Source organism: Pseudaquabacterium terrae (assembly GCF_013266755.1).
Taxonomy (GTDB): Bacteria; Pseudomonadota; Gammaproteobacteria; order Burkholderiales; family Burkholderiaceae_C; genus Pseudaquabacterium; species Pseudaquabacterium terrae.
Map to the genome: position 1 here is coordinate 253,084 of NZ_JABRWJ010000002.1, position 16,734 is coordinate 269,817.

Annotated in this window: 16 protein-coding genes; 3 read left to right on the plus strand and 13 right to left on the minus strand. The window is 71.2% G+C overall.

The window, feature by feature from the left end:
* Positions 1-148: 148 nt before the first annotated feature.
* Positions 149-2,134 carry a hypothetical protein gene (locus HLB44_RS06250; RefSeq protein ID WP_246312101.1) on the plus strand — a complete coding sequence of 662 codons (1,986 nt, stop codon included), beginning with the start codon at positions 149-151 and terminating at the stop codon, positions 2,132-2,134.
* Between the two features lie 61 nt (positions 2,135-2,195).
* Here the strand turns inward: HLB44_RS06250 and gspF are convergent, their stop codons facing one another.
* From gspF to gspG, 11 genes are all read right to left on the minus strand, one after another.
* Complete coding sequence (gspF, locus tag HLB44_RS06255; RefSeq protein ID WP_173121701.1) at positions 2,196-3,410, minus strand: type II secretion system inner membrane protein GspF; 1,215 nt, start codon at positions 3,408-3,410, stop codon at positions 2,196-2,198.
* Positions 3,411-3,427: 17 nt separating this feature from the next.
* Positions 3,428-4,852, minus strand: a complete 1,425-nt coding sequence (gene gspE, locus HLB44_RS06260) for a type II secretion system ATPase GspE (RefSeq protein WP_173121702.1) — start codon at positions 4,850-4,852, stop codon at positions 3,428-3,430.
* Positions 4,853-4,855: 3 nt separating this feature from the next.
* On the minus strand, positions 4,856-6,982 hold the full coding sequence (gspD, locus tag HLB44_RS06265) for a type II secretion system secretin GspD (protein ID WP_173121703.1): 2,127 nt from the start codon (positions 6,980-6,982) through the stop codon (positions 4,856-4,858).
* Positions 6,983-6,984: 2 nt separating this feature from the next.
* Positions 6,985-7,827, minus strand: a complete 843-nt coding sequence (gene gspN, locus HLB44_RS06270) for a type II secretion system protein N (protein ID WP_343051239.1) — start codon at positions 7,825-7,827, stop codon at positions 6,985-6,987.
* Positions 7,824-8,312, minus strand: a complete 489-nt coding sequence (gspM, locus tag HLB44_RS06275) for a type II secretion system protein GspM (protein ID WP_173121704.1) — start codon at positions 8,310-8,312, stop codon at positions 7,824-7,826. Before gspM ends, gspN begins: the two co-directional genes overlap by 4 nt.
* Positions 8,309-9,556: a type II secretion system protein GspL gene (gene gspL, locus HLB44_RS06280; RefSeq protein WP_246312102.1), complete on the minus strand. Its 1,248-nt coding sequence runs from the start codon at positions 9,554-9,556 to the stop codon at positions 8,309-8,311. The genes gspM and gspL overlap by 4 nt, the downstream gene beginning before the upstream one ends.
* A 122-nt stretch (positions 9,557-9,678) precedes the next feature.
* Positions 9,679-10,686: a type II secretion system minor pseudopilin GspK gene (gspK, locus tag HLB44_RS06285; protein ID WP_173121706.1), complete on the minus strand. Its 1,008-nt coding sequence runs from the start codon at positions 10,684-10,686 to the stop codon at positions 9,679-9,681.
* On the minus strand, positions 10,683-11,333 hold the full coding sequence (locus HLB44_RS06290; protein WP_173121707.1) for a prepilin-type N-terminal cleavage/methylation domain-containing protein: 651 nt from the start codon (positions 11,331-11,333) through the stop codon (positions 10,683-10,685). The genes gspK and HLB44_RS06290 overlap by 4 nt, the downstream gene beginning before the upstream one ends.
* On the minus strand, positions 11,334-11,699 hold the full coding sequence (gspI, locus tag HLB44_RS06295) for a type II secretion system minor pseudopilin GspI (RefSeq protein WP_173121708.1): 366 nt from the start codon (positions 11,697-11,699) through the stop codon (positions 11,334-11,336).
* Positions 11,696-12,217, minus strand: coding sequence for a prepilin-type N-terminal cleavage/methylation domain-containing protein (locus HLB44_RS06300; protein ID WP_173121709.1), 522 nt, complete (start codon positions 12,215-12,217; stop codon positions 11,696-11,698). Before HLB44_RS06300 ends, gspI begins: the two co-directional genes overlap by 4 nt.
* Entirely contained in the window at positions 12,144-12,590 is a 447-nt protein-coding gene (gene gspG, locus HLB44_RS06305; protein WP_173121710.1) for a type II secretion system major pseudopilin GspG, read from the minus strand. The genes HLB44_RS06300 and gspG overlap by 74 nt, the downstream gene beginning before the upstream one ends.
* Before the next feature lie 53 nt (positions 12,591-12,643).
* On the opposite strand from gspG, the gene HLB44_RS06310 reads away from it, so the two are divergent.
* On the plus strand, positions 12,644-13,330 hold the full coding sequence (locus tag HLB44_RS06310) for a type II secretion system protein N (RefSeq protein ID WP_173121711.1): 687 nt from the start codon (positions 12,644-12,646) through the stop codon (positions 13,328-13,330).
* A 14-nt stretch (positions 13,331-13,344) separates the two neighbouring features.
* Here the strand turns inward: HLB44_RS06310 and HLB44_RS06315 are convergent, their stop codons facing one another.
* Both HLB44_RS06315 and ilvA read right to left on the minus strand, forming a co-directional pair.
* Positions 13,345-14,430 (minus strand): nicotinate-nucleotide--dimethylbenzimidazole phosphoribosyltransferase, encoded by a 1,086-nt coding sequence (locus HLB44_RS06315; protein WP_173121712.1) that lies wholly within the window; start codon positions 14,428-14,430, stop codon positions 13,345-13,347.
* Between the two features lie 50 nt (positions 14,431-14,480).
* Positions 14,481-16,004 (minus strand): threonine ammonia-lyase, biosynthetic, encoded by a 1,524-nt coding sequence (gene ilvA / locus HLB44_RS06320; RefSeq protein ID WP_173121713.1) that lies wholly within the window; start codon positions 16,002-16,004, stop codon positions 14,481-14,483.
* 280 nt (positions 16,005-16,284) lie between these two features.
* On the opposite strand from ilvA, the gene HLB44_RS06325 reads away from it, so the two are divergent.
* A complete protein-coding gene (locus tag HLB44_RS06325; RefSeq protein ID WP_173121714.1) occupies positions 16,285-16,707 on the plus strand; it encodes an OsmC family protein in 423 nt (140 codons plus the stop codon).
* Positions 16,708-16,734 lie beyond the last annotated feature (27 nt).

Consider the following 16,734-nt stretch of genomic DNA (forward strand, 5'->3'; position numbering starts at 1 on the left):
CTGGTGACGATCCTTCTCGGACGCTTCGGAACTTCCAGCGCCGAGCCGCAGACCTGGTGGCACATCGTCGTGCCGCAATCGAGGGGCAGTCACCAAAATCGCATCGGCCGAGCCTGGCCGCGCCCTGGTGCTGTGCCGGAAAGAGGACATGAGCAAGACTCGACGGGATGTATTGAAAAGCGGTGCGGCGATCACGTCCGTGCCCTTTGTGAGCGGCTGCGGTGGCGGCGAAGACCTGGGCGATGCGCCGGACCAGCAGGCCCAGCGCATCGTCGCGCGGCCGGACGAACCGACTGCCGTGGGGAGCGTGACTCCGTTGGAGCGCGGCACGCCGCCGACACGGCCGACCACGCCGATTGCATCATCCGCGCGCTACCGCAACGGCCACAAGTACCTGTTCCAGAGCTCGTCGTGGGACGTGCAGCAGCCGCGCATTCCCGGCGGTGCGGCGCGCACTGCGGCCTTCGGCCCGACCTCCGAGTTCGTCGATCGCCATTGCGGCTGGCCGTGGGACAAGGTCGGCGGCGACTGGCTCGACCGCGACGGCGAGCGCCACGGGCCGAAACCCTGGGCCAGCATCGTCACGCTGAAGGCGCCGACCTCGCTGGTCAAGGCCTACACCCTCGACGTCACCGACCTGATGAAGAAGGTGGAGGCGGAAGACCGCTGGGCGGCCTTCCGCCTGGCAACGACGCTCGCGCCGCGCAAGATCGCCGGCACCTGGAACAAGACGCATGCCAAGCCGGCGCTGCAGGTGCAGTACACCGACGGCAGCAGCGTGTCGCTGAACTGCATCATCACCAGCGTGATGAAGCCGGGCATTCCGAATTCGGTGGCGCCGATCGTGTCGACGCCGTGTTTCATGGAGTTCGAGCGGCCGACCAAGCCGGTGCTGTCGGCCAGCCTGACGCTGACGGTGGTCGAGCATCCGGGCAATGCCAGCGCCGCCGTCGAGGTGTTCCTGGTCGACCCGCCGTTGAACACGGATCCGGTGCGCCAAGGGGTGGCTGCGTCGGCCGGTCGGCTCGACGCCGGTATCCAATCGGCGCCGGGCATCATCGGCGCGCAGCGCTACGTCGACGGCACCCACCTGGATGAGTTCGTGCACCCGGGGGCGGCGATCAACAAATGGGCGTCGCGCGAATTCGATCCGGCGCTGTGGGGTGGCACGGCGGACAAGACCAAGCTGCCGCACAAGGGACTGGGCAAGCTGATCCGCACGAATGCCGATGGTGTGCCCGAGCTGATCGAGTCCGACTACGCGCTCGAAGGCTTCAAGCCGCTGGCGCCGGGGATGGGCGCGTTGCGCATGCACATGAAGGCCGACGCGACGCAAGATGGCGATGTCGTCGGCTATGGCGGCACCGGCGGCGCGAGCGGCTCGATCTTCATGCCCGAGCCGCTGTTCGGCCGGCTGCCGCGCATCTTCGTGCGCTACTACCTGCGCGTCGGCACGCCCGAAGGCACGCGCTACCTGCGCGATCCGGCCAAGCGTTACCACGTCTATCACAAGGAGGGCCAAGTCGCGGCCAACTGGACCGACTGGGCCGGCAAGTTCGGCCTGACGCCGGACCACACGAACAGCTACGGCGGCGGCAGCGGCTCGTCCGGCGGCGGACGCGGCTGGCAGATGCGCTTGGCCTGGTCGGACTGCGATGCCTTCGTCGGCGGTCCGGACGAAGAGGGTATCCGGCCGGGCTTCCACCTGTACGACTTCGGTCCGCTGAACCCGCCGGGCTACAGCTACGTCGGCGACACCAACTCGATGATCTACTGGGGCAAGCGCGGCGGCCTCGGCGGCATGCTCTACGCGAACGAGTGGTACTGCGTCGAGACCGAGCTGAAGCTCAACACGGTGATGGACAGCTTGCCCGGCTTCCTGCCCGACGGCGAGCTGCGCGCCTGGATCGATGGCCGGCTGGTGTTCGAGCGCACCGGCCTGGTCTTCCGGTCGAAGCCGCTGTACACCGCGGTGCTGCGACCCGACCTGATGGGCCCGGTGCGCGACCTCGGCGTGCGCGCACTGTGGCTGAACTGGTACCACGGCGGGGTGACGCAGAACAGCGTCCCGCGCACGATGTTCATGACCGGCCTCGCCTGGGGCCAGCAGTACATCGGACCGATGAAGATGTGACTACAGGCCGCCGCCCGGCGGCCGACGACACGAACGGCGCGCCCTGACGGCGCGCCGTTTTTCATTTCACCCAGGTATTCAGCTGGATGATCGGCTGCAGCACGGCCAGCACGATCGTCATCACGACGCCGCCCATGCCGACGATCAGCAGCGGCTCGAGGATCGTCGCCAGCGCCATCGAGCGGCGCTGCACTTCGATCGACAGCTGGCGGGCGGCGCGTTCGAGCATCTGCGGCAGCTCGCCGGTCTGCTCGCCGAGCCGCGCGAACATCGGCAGCAGGCCGGGAAAGCGCTTCTTGGCCGCCAGCGCGGCCGCCAGCGGCGCGCCTTCGCGCACCTGCACCAGCGCATCCATCGCGTCGGCGCGCAGTGCGCGGTTGTGCAGCGTCTCGGCCGCGGCCTGCAGCGCCTTCAGGATCGGCACGCCCGAGGCGGCCAGCATCGCCAACGTGCCGGTGAAGCGCGCGGCGTTGTAGCCGCGCGCCAGCCGGCCGAGCACGGGCAGCACCAGCCACGCGGCGTCGAAGCGCAGGCGGAAGGCTTCGCTGCGCAGCGCCACCAGCAGCGCGACGATGCCGCCGGCGACGCCCAGCGCGACCAGCCAGCCCCATTGCCGCACGAAGGCGCTTAAGCCCAGCAGCGCGACCGTCAGCACCGGCAGCGCCTGCTTGCGCGTGGTGAACACGCCGGCGACCTGCGGCACGACGTAGCTGACGAGGAAGATCACGATCACCAGCGCGATCAGCGAGACGATCGCCGGGTACAGCGACGCGCCGATCAGCTTCGCGCGCAGGGCCTGGCGCTCCTCGAGGTCGTCGGCCAGGCGCTCGAGCACCTTGCCGAGCGCGCCGCTCTGCTCGCCGGCGGCGACCACCGCGCGGTACACGTCGTCGAACTCGCGCGGCGCCGTCGCCAGTGCGCGGGCGAAGGGCGCGCCGGCATTGACCTCCGCGCGCAGATGCGAGACGAGCTCGCGCTGCGCGGGCGTCTCGGCCTCGTCGGCCAGCGCGGTCAACGAGCGTTCGAGCGGCAGCCCGGCTCCGACCAGGCCGGCGAGCTGGCGTGTCCACACCGCCAGCATCGTGCTGCTGAAGACGCGCCGCGACCAGCGGCTGGCGCCGCCGGCCTGCACCGCCGCGGCCACCGCATCGACCGCCAGCGGCACCAGCCCCTGCACGCGCAGCTGGCCGCGCGCGGCGCGCGGATTCTCGGCCTCGACCAGGCCGTGCCGCGTCTTGCCGGCGGCATCGAGCGCTTCGTATTTGTAAGCCGGCATGACGCGTTGTTCGCTCGTTATTCGCGGGTCACGCGCAACAGCTCTTCGAGCGAGGTGATGCCCTCGGCGACCAGCCGCTCGCCGTCCTCGCGCATCGTGCGGTAGCCGGCGGCGCGCGCGCTGTCGAAGAGCGCGCTCTCGGCCGCCCGGTTGTGGATCAGCTCGCGCAGCGCGTCGTCGGCGATCATCAGCTCGTAGACGCCGGTGCGGCCCTTGTAGCCGGTGTTGCTGCAGGCGCTGCAGCCGACCGGATGCCAGTGGCCCTGCGGGTCCTGGCGCTTGCATGCCGGGCACAGCTTGCGCACCAGGCGCTGCGCCTGCACGCCGAGCAGCGACGAGCTGAGCAGGAAGGGCTCGACGCCCATGTCGATCAGCCGCGTCACCGCGCTCGGCGCATCGTTGGTGTGCAGCGTCGCCAGCACCAGGTGGCCGGTCAGCGAGGCCTGGATCGCGATCTGCGCGGTCTCGAAGTCGCGGATCTCGCCGATCATGATGACGTCCGGGTCCTGGCGCAGGATCGCGCGCAGCGCCTTCGCGAACGTCAGGTCGATCTTCGGGTTGACCTGCGTCTGGCCGATGCCCGGCAGCTCGTACTCGACCGGGTCCTCGACGGTCAGGATGTTGGTGGTCGAGGTGTCGATGCGGCCGAGCGAGGCGTACAGCGTGGTCGTCTTGCCCGAGCCGGTCGGGCCGGTGACCAGCACGATGCCGTGCGGCTGGTGCACCAGCCGGTCGAAGGCGGACAGCACGTCGCCGCTCATGCCCAGCGCCTCGAGCGTGAACTTCGATTCGGTCTTGTCCAGCAGGCGCAGCACCGCGCGCTCGCCGTGCGCCGACGGCAGCGTCGACACGCGCACGTCGATCGCGCGGCCGCCGATGCGCAGCGAGATGCGGCCGTCCTGCGGCAGGCGTTTCTCGGCGATGTCGAGCTCGGCCATGATCTTCAGCCGCGAGATCAACGCCGCGTGCAGCGCGCGGTTCGGCTGCACCACCTCGCGCAGCGTGCCGTCGACGCGGAAGCGCACCGACGAGCTGCGCTCGTAGGGCTCGATGTGGATGTCGCTGGCCGCGTCCTTGGCCGCCTGGGTCAGCAGCGCATTGAGCATGCGGATGATCGGCGCGTCGTCGGCGGCTTCGAGCAGGTCCTCGACCGCCGGCAGGTCCTGCAGCAGGCGCGACAGGTCGACCGCGCTCTCGACCTCGCCGACCACCACCGCGGCGCTCGATTCGCCGCCGGCATAGGCCGCGGCGATGCGGCCGGCGAGCGTCGCGGCCGCCTCGTGCTCGAAGCTCGAGATCTCGTGCAGCCGCACGACCTCGCTCAGCGCGCTCGGCGACGTGGTTTCGGCCGCCCACAGCGTGCGCTGCGTGCCGTCGTCTTCGAGCAGCAGGTTGTGCGCCTTGGCGAAGGCGTAGGGCAGCGGGTGGTGGCGTTGGGCCATGGCCTACTTCGGGATCGGTGCCGGCACCGGGGCGGGCGCTGGCCCCAGCGGCGGCAGCATCACCGGCTCGGTATTGGGCATCACGATGCCCGATGCCGGCTGCGCGTTCTTCTGCAGCGCACGGATCGATTCGTAGCGGTCCACCGTAAGCGACTGCGCTGTTTGCGCATCGCGGATCACGACCGGGCGCAGGAACACCAGCAGGTTGCTCTTGGCGCGCTTGCGGTTCTCGCTGCGGAACAAGCCGCCGACCAGCGGAATGTCGCCCAGCAGCGGCACCTTGCTTTCGCCGTCGTCGAACTGGTCCTTCAGCTGGCCGCCGAGCACCATGATCGCGCCGTCGTCGACGACGACGGTGGTCTCGATCGAGCTCTTCGTCGTCGTCGGTCCGTTGGTGTCGCGGGCTGACGCGGAGACGACTGCCGAGTTCTCCTGGTAGACCGTCATGCGCACGACGCCACCTTCGCCGATCTGCGGCTTCACGCGCAGCGTCAGGCCGACGTCCTTGCGTTCGACGGTCTGGAATGGATTGACGGTGGCGGAACTGGCGCCGGTGTTGGTGAAGCTGCCGGTCACGAAGGGTACGTTCTGGCCGACGACGATCTTGGCTTCCTCGTTGTCCAGCGCGACCAGGTTCGGCGTCGACAGGATGTTGGTGCCGGACACGGTCTCGAGGAAGCGCGCCAGCGCGCCGAGCGTGTAGATGCCGTTGACGCGGGTCAGCAAGCCGAGATTCAGGCCATTGACGTTCGCGCCGACGTTGACGTTGGCGAGGCTCGTCGTCGACGACAGGTTGATGATGTTGTTCGCCCCGCTGCCGAAGTTGGTGCCGAGCGCCAGCCCGGCGCCGTCACCCTTGTTGCCGAGCAGCCCCTGCCACTGGAAGCCGAACTCGGCGGCCTTCTGCGCGTCCATCTCGACGATCATCGACTCGACGAAGACCTGCGCGCGGCGGCCGTCGAGCTGGTCGATCACCACGCGCATCTGGCGGTAGAGCGGCTCGGCGGCGGTGATGATCAGCGAATTGGTCGCCGGGTCGGCCTGGATGAAACCGCCGGTTGACGGTTGCGCCGAGGCCGCCACCGGTGTCGCCGCGGCTGCCGACTGGCTGCCGGCGATCGCGCCGCCCGCCTGCGGCGTCATCGGCGACGTCGTCGCGCTGGTGGCCGAAGGGCCGCTGCTCGCACCGCTGCCGCTGCCGCCGCCGAAGGCTGCCCGCAGCACCGACGCGAGCTTGGTCGCATCGGCATTCTTCAGGTGCACGACGTAGATGCTGCCCGCCGGACCGTCGCTCGGCCGATCGAGCCGCGCCACCAGCCCGCGGATCGTCGCCAGCCGCGCCGGGTTGGCGGCGCGCACGATCAGCGAGTTGCTGCGCGCGTCGGCGACGATGCTGGTCGCCGCGGTGGCGCCAGGCACGCCGGGCGCGGCCGTCGCGGCACCTTCGCCGATCTTCTGCACCAGCGCCGCGACATCGGCGGCCACCGCATGCTGCAGCGGGATCACGTCGACCTCGGTCGCCGTCGGCTGGTCGAGCGCGGCGATGATGCGGCCCAGCCGTGCCAGGTTGTCGGCGTAGTCGGTGATCACCAGCGAGCTGGTGCCGGGGTTGGCGTTGATCGTGTTGTTCGGGCTGATCAGCGGCCGCAGCACCGCGACCAGGTTGTTGGGGTTCTCGTGGTTGAGCCGGAACACCTGCGTCAGCACCTGGTCGCCGCGCTGCTCGGTGGGCCCGACGACGACGGTGCCGGTCTGCAGCTTGGCCTCGGCCTCGGGCACCACCTTCAGCAGGCCGTTGCTGTCGACCAGCGCGAAGCCCAGCCCGCGCAGCGAGGCGAGGTAGTTGAGCCACGCCTCGCGCACCGGGATCGGCTGCTCGCTGTAGACCGTGATCGAGCCCTTGACGCGTGGGTCGACGAGGATCGGCTGGTCGATCATCGCCGACATCGCGCGGCTGACCGCCTCGATGTCGGCATTGACGAAGTTCAGCGTCACCGGCGCGTTGGAGCGAAAGCGCGGCTGCGCGCTGCGCGCAGGCTGCTGCGCCTGCACGGGGTCGGCGCTGAAGGTCGACAGTGCCAGCAGGCAGGCGAGTGTCAAGGCTGAGGCGTTGAAGGGTCGCACTCGCATGGTCATCCAATCGAAATGACGGACAGCGCCCCTTGGCGCTTGCCGATGATGTTGAGCAGGTTGGCCAGCGCCGCTTCCTGGCCCGGCGCGGCGCGCGCGTCGCCGCGGAAGCGCAGCCGAGCGCCGGTCCATTGGCCGCTGCCGGCGAGCTGCAGCGCGCCGTCCAGCGTCTGCAGCGTCAGCGTTGGCGCGTTGCCGCCGGCGGCGTCGCCGCGCAGCTGCAGCCGGTAGCTGCCCAGCGGATCGACCGGCACCAGCGTCGACGACGCACCTTGCAACTGCAGCTCCAGCGCGCCGTCGAAACGCGGCCGGCCCTCGACCATCTGCAGCGTGAAGCCGGGGCTCGTCAGCTGCAGCGTGCCGCCGAGCTGCAGCGTGTTCCACGGCGTGCCGAGTCCGGCGAGCCAGCGTGCCGGCCAGCGGCCGATGCCACCGGGCCGCGGCGGCAGCACCAGCGTGAAGCCGCCCCACGCCGGCCGCAGCTCGACGCGCAGCTCGTCCTGCAGGCAGCAGCCCTGGCGCGCGCGCAGCACCAGGCCACGCCAATGCGGGCGCAGTTTCCAGTGCAGCCGGCCGGGCAGCGCCGATGCGTCGCGGCTGCCGGGGCCACCGCCGAGCACCAGCACGGCGTCGCCCGACCAGATGCTGCCGCGCGCATCGGCCAGCAGCAGCCGCTCGCCGCTGGCGCGGTGCAGCGCCGTGGCGAGCCAGCCGGCGGGCGCGAACAGCAGCAGCCCGAGCAGCAGCCCGCACGCCACGCCCCACAGCGCGGCCCGCCGCGCCGCATGCTGCAGGCGCTGCCAGGCGCGCTCGGTGAGCGCCGCGCTGCCGGCGAGCGGCTTCACGGCGGGGTCCCCAGCGCCAGCACGACGCTGCCGGCATACGTGCCCTGCGGCGTGCGTTGCAACTGGCTCTCGATGACCCGTGCGCGGGTGTTGATGCGCACCTCGGTCAGCCAGCCGGCGAGTTGCTCGGCCGGCAGCCCGGACACCGTCAGCACCGCACGGTCGCCCTGCAGCACCAGCTTCGCGGCGTCACCGAGCCGGCCGGCGCTGGCCTGCAGCGCGGTGCGCGCCTGGTCGGCCGGCAAGGGCGGAACCGCGCGCAAGGCCTGCGCCTCGGCCGCCAGGCGCTGCATCACCTGCCATTGCGCATCGAGCGCCTCCTGGCGCGCCGGCGCGCTGCGCAGCGTGCGCCAGGCCGGCGTCGTCGCCAGCCACAGCAAATAGGCGCCGAGCACCAGGCCGGCGACGAGCACCATGCGGCGCTCACGCTCGCTGCGCTCGCGCCAGGCGGCGCTCAGCTGATCGCGCCACGCGCGCACGTTCATCGGACCCCCTGCTGCGGCGCGCCGGCGGCGGCCGCGGTGCGCACGACCAGCCGGCCGCCGTCGTGCGTGACCCGCGCGCCGGCCGCTTCGACGCGGGTGCGGAATTGTTCGATCTGCTGCGGCGCCCAGCCGGCCGCCGCCAGGCTCAGCTTGCCGGGCTCGTACTGCAGCTGCTGCACCGGCGCCTGGCCGTCGGGCCAGCCGCGCGCGGCCAGCGCCAGCAGCGGCTCGAAGTCAGCCTCGCCGGGTTGGCCGGCCGCCTGGCGCAGCAGCTCGGTCTCGCGCTGCATCTGCGCCGCCGCGTCGACCACCGAGCGCACCTGCGGATGGCTGCTGCGCAGCAACGCGGTCATCTCCTGCTGGCGCGATTGCAGCTTGCGCTGCTGCTGCCAGGCGTGCAGGTTCAAGCCGACGATCTGCAGCAGCACCAGCGCCGCCAGCCCCCAGCGCACCGGCCGCCAGGCCGGTCCGCGCCACTGCTTGGCCAGCTCGCGCACCGCGCGCATGCCGCGGTGATGCGGTGCCAGCTCGAACTGGCGCAGGTTCCATGGCGAACGTGCGGCGGCGAGCGCCGATTCGGCCTCGGTCTGCACCTGCAGCGGCGCGCCGAGCCAGCGCTCCGCCGCGGCGACCACCGAGGGCTCGGCGGTCCAGCGCAGCTCATGGGCCAGCCAGCCTGCCTGGCGCGAGCGTGCCAGGCCGCCGGCCAGCGGGATCGTCAGCACACCTTCACCATCGGCCAGCGTCAGCCAGGGCGCCGCGGCATCGCCGCCCTCGCCGTGGCCGGCCGGGTAGACATGGGCCTGGCCGGGCTCCTGCGGCCACAGCGCCGGCACGACGCGTTCCAGCGTCAGCCCGGCCTGCTCGATCGCCGCGATCCAGCCGGCGATCCAGGGGCGGTGCAGCGCGGCGACCCAGGTCGGCTGCGCCGGCTTCGCCTGCGGTGCCAGCGCCAGGTGGATCTGCTCGTCGTCGTCGAGCAAGGCCTCTTCCAGCATCCCGAGCAGCGCCGCGCGCAGGCGCCCGGCCGGGGCTTTCGGCAGCGGCAGCCGATGCCAGCCGATCTCGCCCGGCGGGGCGACCGCGATCACGCTGTCGGCGCGTGGCAGCTCGGCCAGTGGCGCCCGCCCTTGCGCGGTGACGACGAGGCCGTCGGCGCTGAGCACGTAGGCGAGCGGCACCGAAGCGGCGTCCGGCGGGACGCTGCCGGAACGCGCACGGGGCGGCAACTGGATGACGAGCATCGGCATAGGCTAGCGGGAGGACGTAAAGACTGATTGCGGCACTCGCTCGTCACCCGGAACGGTGCGCCGGCACGTGGGCGGGGCCGCATTGTGGCAAACGCCCCATGGCAACCGGCCGGCGTTCAAGACCCGGGCGCCAGCACCAGGTGCTGGCGCTGCCGCTGCAGCAGCACGACGTTGGTCTGCTCGCGCTTGAGCAGTGCGGTTTCCTCGAGCACGCGATCGTCGAGCCGCATGCGGCCGCGGAGCTCGAAGTACTGCGATGTCACGCCGACGCGCGCGGCCAGCAGCTGCCACTGCGCGTCGGTGAGGGGGAGATTGAGGTGGCGGCGCGCATCGTCGACCGACAGGGGTCGTTGCTGGCGCGCCTGCACCAGGCGCTCGGCGGCGCCCGGATCGACGCCGAACACGGCGGCGAGCACCTCGCGCGGCGCGGTGTTCAGGTTCACCGGGGCGATCGCGCTCGCGCCCGAGGCCGGTGGCTGCAGCCAGACCAGCGGCCGCAGGCGCTCGATGCTCGCCGCGTCAATGCCAAGCCAGGCCAGGTCTTCCAGGCGCACCGGCAGCAGCGGCGCATCGGCCGCCGTGCCGGCGGTGGCCGCCGCCAGCCCGTTGGCCAACCGCTCGGGGATGTCGGCCGCGACGCCGGCCTGCGCGCACAGCTGCTTGAGCACGTCGAGCTCGCCCGGCACCACCTTGCGCTCGGCATCGACCAGCTGGCGCAGGTTGTAGCGGGCCTGCGCGTCGACGATCGAGCCGGACAGGAAGGCCTCCGGGCCGCCATCGTCGGCGTTGTTGTCCTTGTCGGCGGCGAGGAAGGTCGACAGCCGGGCTTCCTCCAGCGGCTTGGCCCAGGTCTCGTTCAGGTTGTCGGTCGGCACCTCGCCCTTGTTCTGGTTCTGCAGGTCGGCGCGCGCATCCTCGCGCAGGAACAGCCGCGCCCAGTCGATCGCGCCGTTGAGGATCCATGCGAGCTGCGCGCGGCCGCGCTCGGCGATCTCGACCTGCACCGCGCGCCACTGCTGCCAGACCATGCCGGCGGCCAGCGTCGCGACCAGCGTCAGCAGCACCATCGCGACCAGCAGCGCGGCGCCGCGCTGGCGCGAACGTGGGCGACATGTGCGGCTCATGCGGCCTGCGGTCCGAGCGCGATGTCGCGCGTCAGCTTGCCCTGCGGCAGCTCGATGACGATGCGCACGCCGGTCGGCAGCAGCACCTTCGGGGCCTGCTGCGCTGGCTGCTGTTGCGGCGACGCTTGCTGCGGCGACGGCTGCGTGGTCGGCGGCGTCGCGACATCGCCGCTCGACTGCGCATTGCTCCAGCCGCCGCGATAGAAGTACACCTGCCACGAGCCGACCCCCTCGAGCAGCGTCAGCTGCCCCGGCTCCTGGCCTTGCAGCTGCTGGCTGGCCATCCACGCTTCCTGCAGCACCGCGGCGCGTGTCGTGGCCGGCCCGGCCCAGCGCTGCCAGCGGCCTTCGCGCAGCGCCCAGACGACCACCTGCAGTCCGGCGTCGCTGCGCCGGGTCAGCCGCAGCGCGCCGCCGTCGAAGCTCAGCGCCGGCACGCTGGCGCTCTCCTGCAGTGCCAGCAGATCCTGTTCGAACTGACCGATGACGGCCGACAGCTTCAGGCTCTGCTCCGATGCCGCCTGGGCGATCTCGCGCGAGCGCGCCATGCTGTCGACGCCGCGCCAGCCGATCACCGCGATCACCGCCATGATCAGCAGCGCGACCATGACCTCGACGAGCGTGAAGCCGCGTTCGCTGGCGGGCATCTAGATGCGTCCCAGGATGGTCGACAAGGAGACCAGCAGCTGGCCCTGCTCGTCGAGCACGCGCGCTTCGACGCGGCGGAAGTTCGGGTTCGGCGTCGGCCGCACCTGCAGCTGGCCGCGGTAGTCGCGGCCGAGCTGCTGGCAGGCGAAGTCGCTGTCGCCGGTGCCGGGGAACTGGCGCGCCAGGCGCAGGTTCGTCAGCTGGTTGTCGGCGCACCATTGCGCGGCGGTGACGTCGCCCAGGCGCTGGGCATTGTTGGTCAGCGCGCCGGCGGCCTTCAGGCCGGTCGACAAGGCGATCGCGACGATGGCCAGCGCGACCAGCACCTCGACGAGCGTGAAGCCCCGGCGCTCGCGGATGTTCATGGCGTGCCCGCGGCCGGTTCAGGCGTCAGCGTCGCGAACGGTGCGAGGCCGTCGGTCGCGACGACCACCTGCTGCTCGCCCAGTCGCAGCGTGATGCGCTGCGCACCGATCAGCGGCTCGGGACCCAGGCGCAGCGCGCGCGCACCGTCGATCTCGGCTTGCAGGTCCTCGTTGAGCCAGTGCTGCGGCAACTTCAACTGCGTCGGCAGGCCGACGAATCGAAAACCTTCGCCCGGCGTGTTGCTGCCGAGCTCGAAGCGCACCGGCAGGCCGAGTGCGCGCGCCTCGGCGCGGCCGGCCTCGAGCAGCGCCGACAAGCGCGCCGCTTCCTGTTCCAGGCGCGCGGCCGACGGGTCGCGCAGCGCGAGCGCCGTCAACCCGGCGGCGATGGCCACCAGCACCAGCACGACCAGCAGCTCCACGAGCGTGAAGCCACGGCGACGCCTACTGCCAGGAACCGATGTCGGCGTCCTTGCCCTCACCGCCGGCTTGGCCGTCGGCGCCGAAGCTGAACACATCGATTTCCGCCTTCACGCCGGGGTTGACGTACTGATAGGGCTGGCCCCAGGGGTCCTTGGGCAGTTTTTCCAGGTACGGCCGCCAGTTCGGCGGCGCCGTGCCGCTGGTCGGCTTGCGCACCAGGGACTCCAGGCCTTGTTCCGCGCTCGGATAGCGCTGGTTGTCGAGCTTGTAGAGCTTCAGCGCCTGCATCAGGTTGTTGACGTCGGTGCGCGCGGCGGTGGCCCGGGCATCGTCGGTGCGGTCGAGCAGGTTCGGCACGATCAGGCCGGCGAGCACGCCGATGATCACCAGCACGACCAGCAGCTCGATCAGCGTGAAGCCGCGCGGCGCGGCCGGTCGGCGAGGGATCGTTCGGGTCAGGGTCGGCATGGGCGCTGAGTGTCGGGGCCGCTCGGGCCAAAGCGCTGAATGATAATCGCCGCATGAGTTCGCGCCTGTTCGCGTTTGTCATCTGGGCGGTCGTCGCCGCGAGTGCTGCGTTCTGGGGATTTCGGCTGTTAGCAAAGCCGGTGCCGGTGCCGCCGCAGGCGACGCAGGCGCAGGCCGCGATGACGCCGGCGGCCGGCGACCTGACGCGCCTGTTCGGCGCGCCGGCGGCTGACGCGGTGGCCGAGGCGGCGCCGCAGCCAGGGGTCGAGAGCCGCTTCAAGCTGCTCGGCGTCGTCGCGCCGGCGGTCGGCCAGCGCAGCGGCCTGGCGCTGATCGCCATCGACGGCGGCGCGGCGAAGGCCGTGGCGCTGGGCGGCCGGGTCGACGGCGAGTGGACGCTGGTGGCGATCAGCCACCGCCGCGTCGAGCTCGGCGCGGGCCGTGCGGGCCAGCCGAACGTGGCGCTGGAGCTGCCGGCATTGGCGGAGGCCGCGCGCGGCGAGTTGCCGTCGCCGGGTGCCGCGCCGAGCCCGGTGCCGCCGCAAGCCGCGCCGAGGCAGCCGCCGCAGCCACAGCCGGCACCGATGATGCGGCGCCCCGCACAACCGCTCCCATTCGGCGTGACGCCGAATCCGTCGGCGAACCCGCAGCCCAATCCGCCGCCCTTCGGTGTCACGCCGTCGGGCGCGGCGATGCCCGCGCCGATGGCGCCGAGCGAGCCGGTGACGGCCGTTCGCTGAAGGCGGCGCGGCAACTAGCCGGGCAAGGCCGCGCTGTCGTCGAAGCCGCTGTCGCCGGGCATCGTCGACGGCCGCGACGGCCCCGGATCCTCGCCGTCGGCCAGCTCGGTCAGCAGCGCCGCGGCGCTGCGCACCAGCGGCCACGACAGGCAGGCGCCGGTGCCATCCACGCTGTCGAGGCCCAGCTCGAGCAAGGCGGTGGCGTTGAACAGGTTCAGCGCCTGGTCCAGCCCGCGGTGGCTGTGGCTGCGGCAGAACACGCAGTAGTCGGTGACCGACGAGGCGATGCGCGAGGCGACCATCAGCGCCGCGCAGGCCGCCATGCCGTCGACCATGATCAGGTGGCGCTTGCTGGCCGCGACCAGCATCACGCCGACCATCACCGCGGTCTCGAAGCCGCCGAAGGCCGCCAGCACCTCGACCGCATCGGTGACCTCGCGGTGTCGGCCCTGCGCGCCCTGGGCGATCATCATCAGGTGCGTCAGCGCCTCGCCGCTCATCTGCGGGCCGCTGACCAGCAGGTCGCGCACGGGGCTTTGCGTCAGCCGCGCCAGCACCAGCGCCGCCGCCTCGTGCGCGCCGACGCCGATGCCGGCGCAGGCCACCAGGTTGCCGCGCAGCGCGTCGCCGATTTCCATGCCGGCGCGGATCGCCGCATGCGCCTGGTCGAGCGCCATCGCCGGGCCGACGCGCGCATTGCGCGTGCCGTGGGCGATCTTGCGCGGCATCAGCCGCTCGTGCGGCGCGAGCTCGGCGGCCAGCCCGCAATCGATCACCGACAGCTCCAGGCCGAGGATGCGCGCGAACACCGAGACCGGCAGTTGCGCGCTCAGCAGCTGGGCGACCTGCTCGTGCGACTGCGGCAGGTGCGGCGTCTGGATGCCGTCGACCGCCAGGCCGTGGTCCGACGCGAAGATCACCACCTGCGGATCGCGGAAACGCGGCTTCAGCGTGTTCTGCATCAGCCCGAGCCGCACGGCGACCGGTTCGAGCTCGCCCAAGCTGCCGACGACCTCGACGCGGCGTTCGAGCTTGTCGATCAGCGCGCGCTCGAGCAGCGGACTGGAGGTCGGCGAGATCAGCGAGCGGTTCAGCGACATGCTCGAAGTGTAAGCAGCGCGACGCCGCCGCGGGGAAGCCGGTGCAGGTGTCAGCGCAGGAACAGCCGATACACCGGGTTGTCGGTCTGTTCGACGTAGGGGTAGGCCAGCGCGTCGAGGAAGTCCTTGAACGCGCGCTGGTCGCTGCGCGGCACCTGGATACCGACGAGGATGCGGCCGTAGTCCGCGCCCTGGTTGCGGTAGTGGAACAGGCTGATGTTCCATTCGGGATGCATCGACGACAGGAAGCGCATCAGCGCGCCAGGCCGCTCGGGAAAGACGAAGCGGAACAGCCGCTCGTCCTCGGCCAGCTCGCTGCGGCCGCCGACCATGTGGCGCACATGCTCCTTGGCCAGCTCGTCGTCGGTCAGGTTGACGGTCGGGAAGCCGTGGCGCTCGAAGCTGCGCGCGATCTTGTCGGCTTCGTCGCGGCGGCTGATCGCGATGCCGACGAAGACATGCGCCTGCTGCGGATCCGAGATGCGGTAGTTGAATTCGGTCACCGCGCGCGGCCCGATCAGCTCGCAGAAGCGGCGGAACGAGCCGCGCTCCTCGGGGATCGTCACGGCATACAGCGCCTCGCGCTGCTCGCCGACCTCGGCGCGCTCGGCGACGAAGCGCAGGCGGTCGAAATTCATGTTCGCGCCGCAGGTGATCGCCACCAGCGTCTGGCCCTTCAGCTTGTGCTGGGCGACGTACTGCTTGATCGCCGCGACGCCTAATGCGCCGGCCGGCTCGAGGATGCTGCGCGTGTCCTGGAACACGTCCTTGATCGCGGCACAGACTTCGTCGGTGTCGACGATGACGAAATCGTCGACCAGCGTGCGCGCGAGGCGGAAGGTCTCCTCGCCGACCAGCTTGACCGCGGTGCCGTCGGAGAACAGGCCGACGTCGGTCAGCGTCACGCGCTTGCCGGCCTTGACCGAGCGCACCATCGCGTCGGAGTCGCGCGTCTGCACGCCGATCACCTTCACGTCCGGCCGCACCGCCTTGATGTACGAGGCCACGCCGGCGATCAACCCGCCGCCGCCGATGGCGACGAAGACGGCATCGAGCGGGCCCTGGTGCTGGCGCAGGATCTCCATGCCGATCGTGCCCTGTCCGGCGATCACGTCCGGGTCGTCGAACGGGTGCACGAAGGTCAGGTCCTCGGCCTGCTGCAGCAGCAGCGCCTGCTGGTAGGCGTCGGAATAGCTGTCGCCGTGCAGCACCACCTCGCCGCCGAGTGCGGCGACGGCGTCGATCTTCAGCTTCGGTGTCGTCACTGGCATCACGATCACCGCGCGGCAGCTCAAGCGGCGCGCGCTCAGCGCGACGCCTTGCGCATGGTTGCCGGCCGAGGCGCAGATGACGCCGCGCTCGAGCTGCTCCTTCGTCAGGTGCGCCATCTTGTTGTAGGCGCCGCGCAGCTTGAAGCTGAACACCGGCTGCTGATCCTCGCGCTTGAGCAGCACGTGGTTGCCCAGGCGCCGCGACAGGTTGCGCGCCGCGTCGAGCGACGATTCGATCGCCACGTCATACACCCGGGCGGTGAGGATCTTCTTCAGGTAGTCGGGATGCTTGACGCGCGCCATGGCCGGCAGGACTTTCGGGCGAGGGAAGGGCGCGGGATGATAAGGCGCCGCCCGAAAGAAAAAGGCCCGGGGCTTGAGGCCCCGGGCCGAATCCACCATTGGGGGTGGAGGAGACAATCGGTCGCATCAACCAGATGGTGCGATGCAGCGAAGCCAGTCTAACGTCGAGGATGTTGCGCTGCAATATGATGACCGCGATCAGTTCTAGGGTGGGCGCTCCAGGCGCTGGTGCGCACCGCCCGCGCAAGGTGCGCTGCACGCACCGACGGAGTGGATGACGATGGAGTGCACGATTCGCTGGGTGCCCGATGCCGGCATGGCGATGGTCGCCGAGACCGGCAGCGGCCACCTGCTGACGATGGACGGCGCGCCCGATGGCGGCGGCCGCAATCTCGCGCCGCGGCCGATGGAGACGCTGCTGGCGGGTGCCGGCGGCTGCACCGCCTACGACGTCGTGCTGATTCTGAAGCGCGGCCGCCATGACGTGACCGACTGCCGCCTGAAGCTCGAGGCCGAGCGCGCGCCGAGCGACCCGAAGGTCTTCACGCGCATCCACATGCACTTCGTCGTCAGCGGGCGCAACCTGCCGGAGGCAGCGGTGGCGCGGGCGATCGCGCTGTCGCACGAGAAGTACTGTTCGGCGACCGTGATGCTCGGCAAGACGGCCGAGATCAGCACCAGCCACGAGATCGTCGCGGTCTGAGTTGAATGCGCCTGTCTAGGCAGGCGG

What these genes read in the sequence shown, in the direction of transcription:
- gspE (WP_173121702.1), bottom strand. Translation starts at nt 4,852, where the DNA reads ATGGCCCAACGCCACCACCCGCTGCCCTACGCCTTCGCCAAGGCGCAC.
- gspM (WP_173121704.1), bottom strand. Translation starts at nt 8,312, where the DNA reads ATGAACGTGCGCGCGTGGCGCGATCAGCTGAGCGCCGCCTGGCGCGAG.
- gspF (WP_173121701.1), bottom strand. Translation starts at nt 3,410, where the DNA reads ATGCCGGCTTACAAATACGAAGCGCTCGATGCCGCCGGCAAGACGCGG.
- HLB44_RS06290 (WP_173121707.1), bottom strand. Translation starts at nt 11,333, where the DNA reads ATGCCCGCCAGCGAACGCGGCTTCACGCTCGTCGAGGTCATGGTCGCG.
- HLB44_RS06315 (WP_173121712.1), bottom strand. Translation starts at nt 14,430, where the DNA reads ATGTCGCTGAACCGCTCGCTGATCTCGCCGACCTCCAGTCCGCTGCTC.
- ilvA (WP_173121713.1), bottom strand. Translation starts at nt 16,004, where the DNA reads ATGGCGCGCGTCAAGCATCCCGACTACCTGAAGAAGATCCTCACCGCC.
- HLB44_RS06250 (WP_246312101.1), top strand. Translation starts at nt 149, where the DNA reads ATGAGCAAGACTCGACGGGATGTATTGAAAAGCGGTGCGGCGATCACG.
- HLB44_RS06325 (WP_173121714.1), top strand. Translation starts at nt 16,285, where the DNA reads ATGGAGTGCACGATTCGCTGGGTGCCCGATGCCGGCATGGCGATGGTC.
- gspG (WP_173121710.1), bottom strand. Translation starts at nt 12,590, where the DNA reads ATGCCGACCCTGACCCGAACGATCCCTCGCCGACCGGCCGCGCCGCGC.
- HLB44_RS06300 (WP_173121709.1), bottom strand. Translation starts at nt 12,217, where the DNA reads ATGTGTTCAGCTTCGGCGCCGACGGCCAAGCCGGCGGTGAGGGCAAGG.
- HLB44_RS06310 (WP_173121711.1), top strand. Translation starts at nt 12,644, where the DNA reads ATGAGTTCGCGCCTGTTCGCGTTTGTCATCTGGGCGGTCGTCGCCGCG.
- gspI (WP_173121708.1), bottom strand. Translation starts at nt 11,699, where the DNA reads ATGAACATCCGCGAGCGCCGGGGCTTCACGCTCGTCGAGGTGCTGGTC.
- gspK (WP_173121706.1), bottom strand. Translation starts at nt 10,686, where the DNA reads ATGAGCCGCACATGTCGCCCACGTTCGCGCCAGCGCGGCGCCGCGCTG.
- gspD (WP_173121703.1), bottom strand. Translation starts at nt 6,982, where the DNA reads ATGCGAGTGCGACCCTTCAACGCCTCAGCCTTGACACTCGCCTGCCTG.
- gspL (WP_246312102.1), bottom strand. Translation starts at nt 9,556, where the DNA reads ATGCTCGTCATCCAGTTGCCGCCCCGTGCGCGTTCCGGCAGCGTCCCG.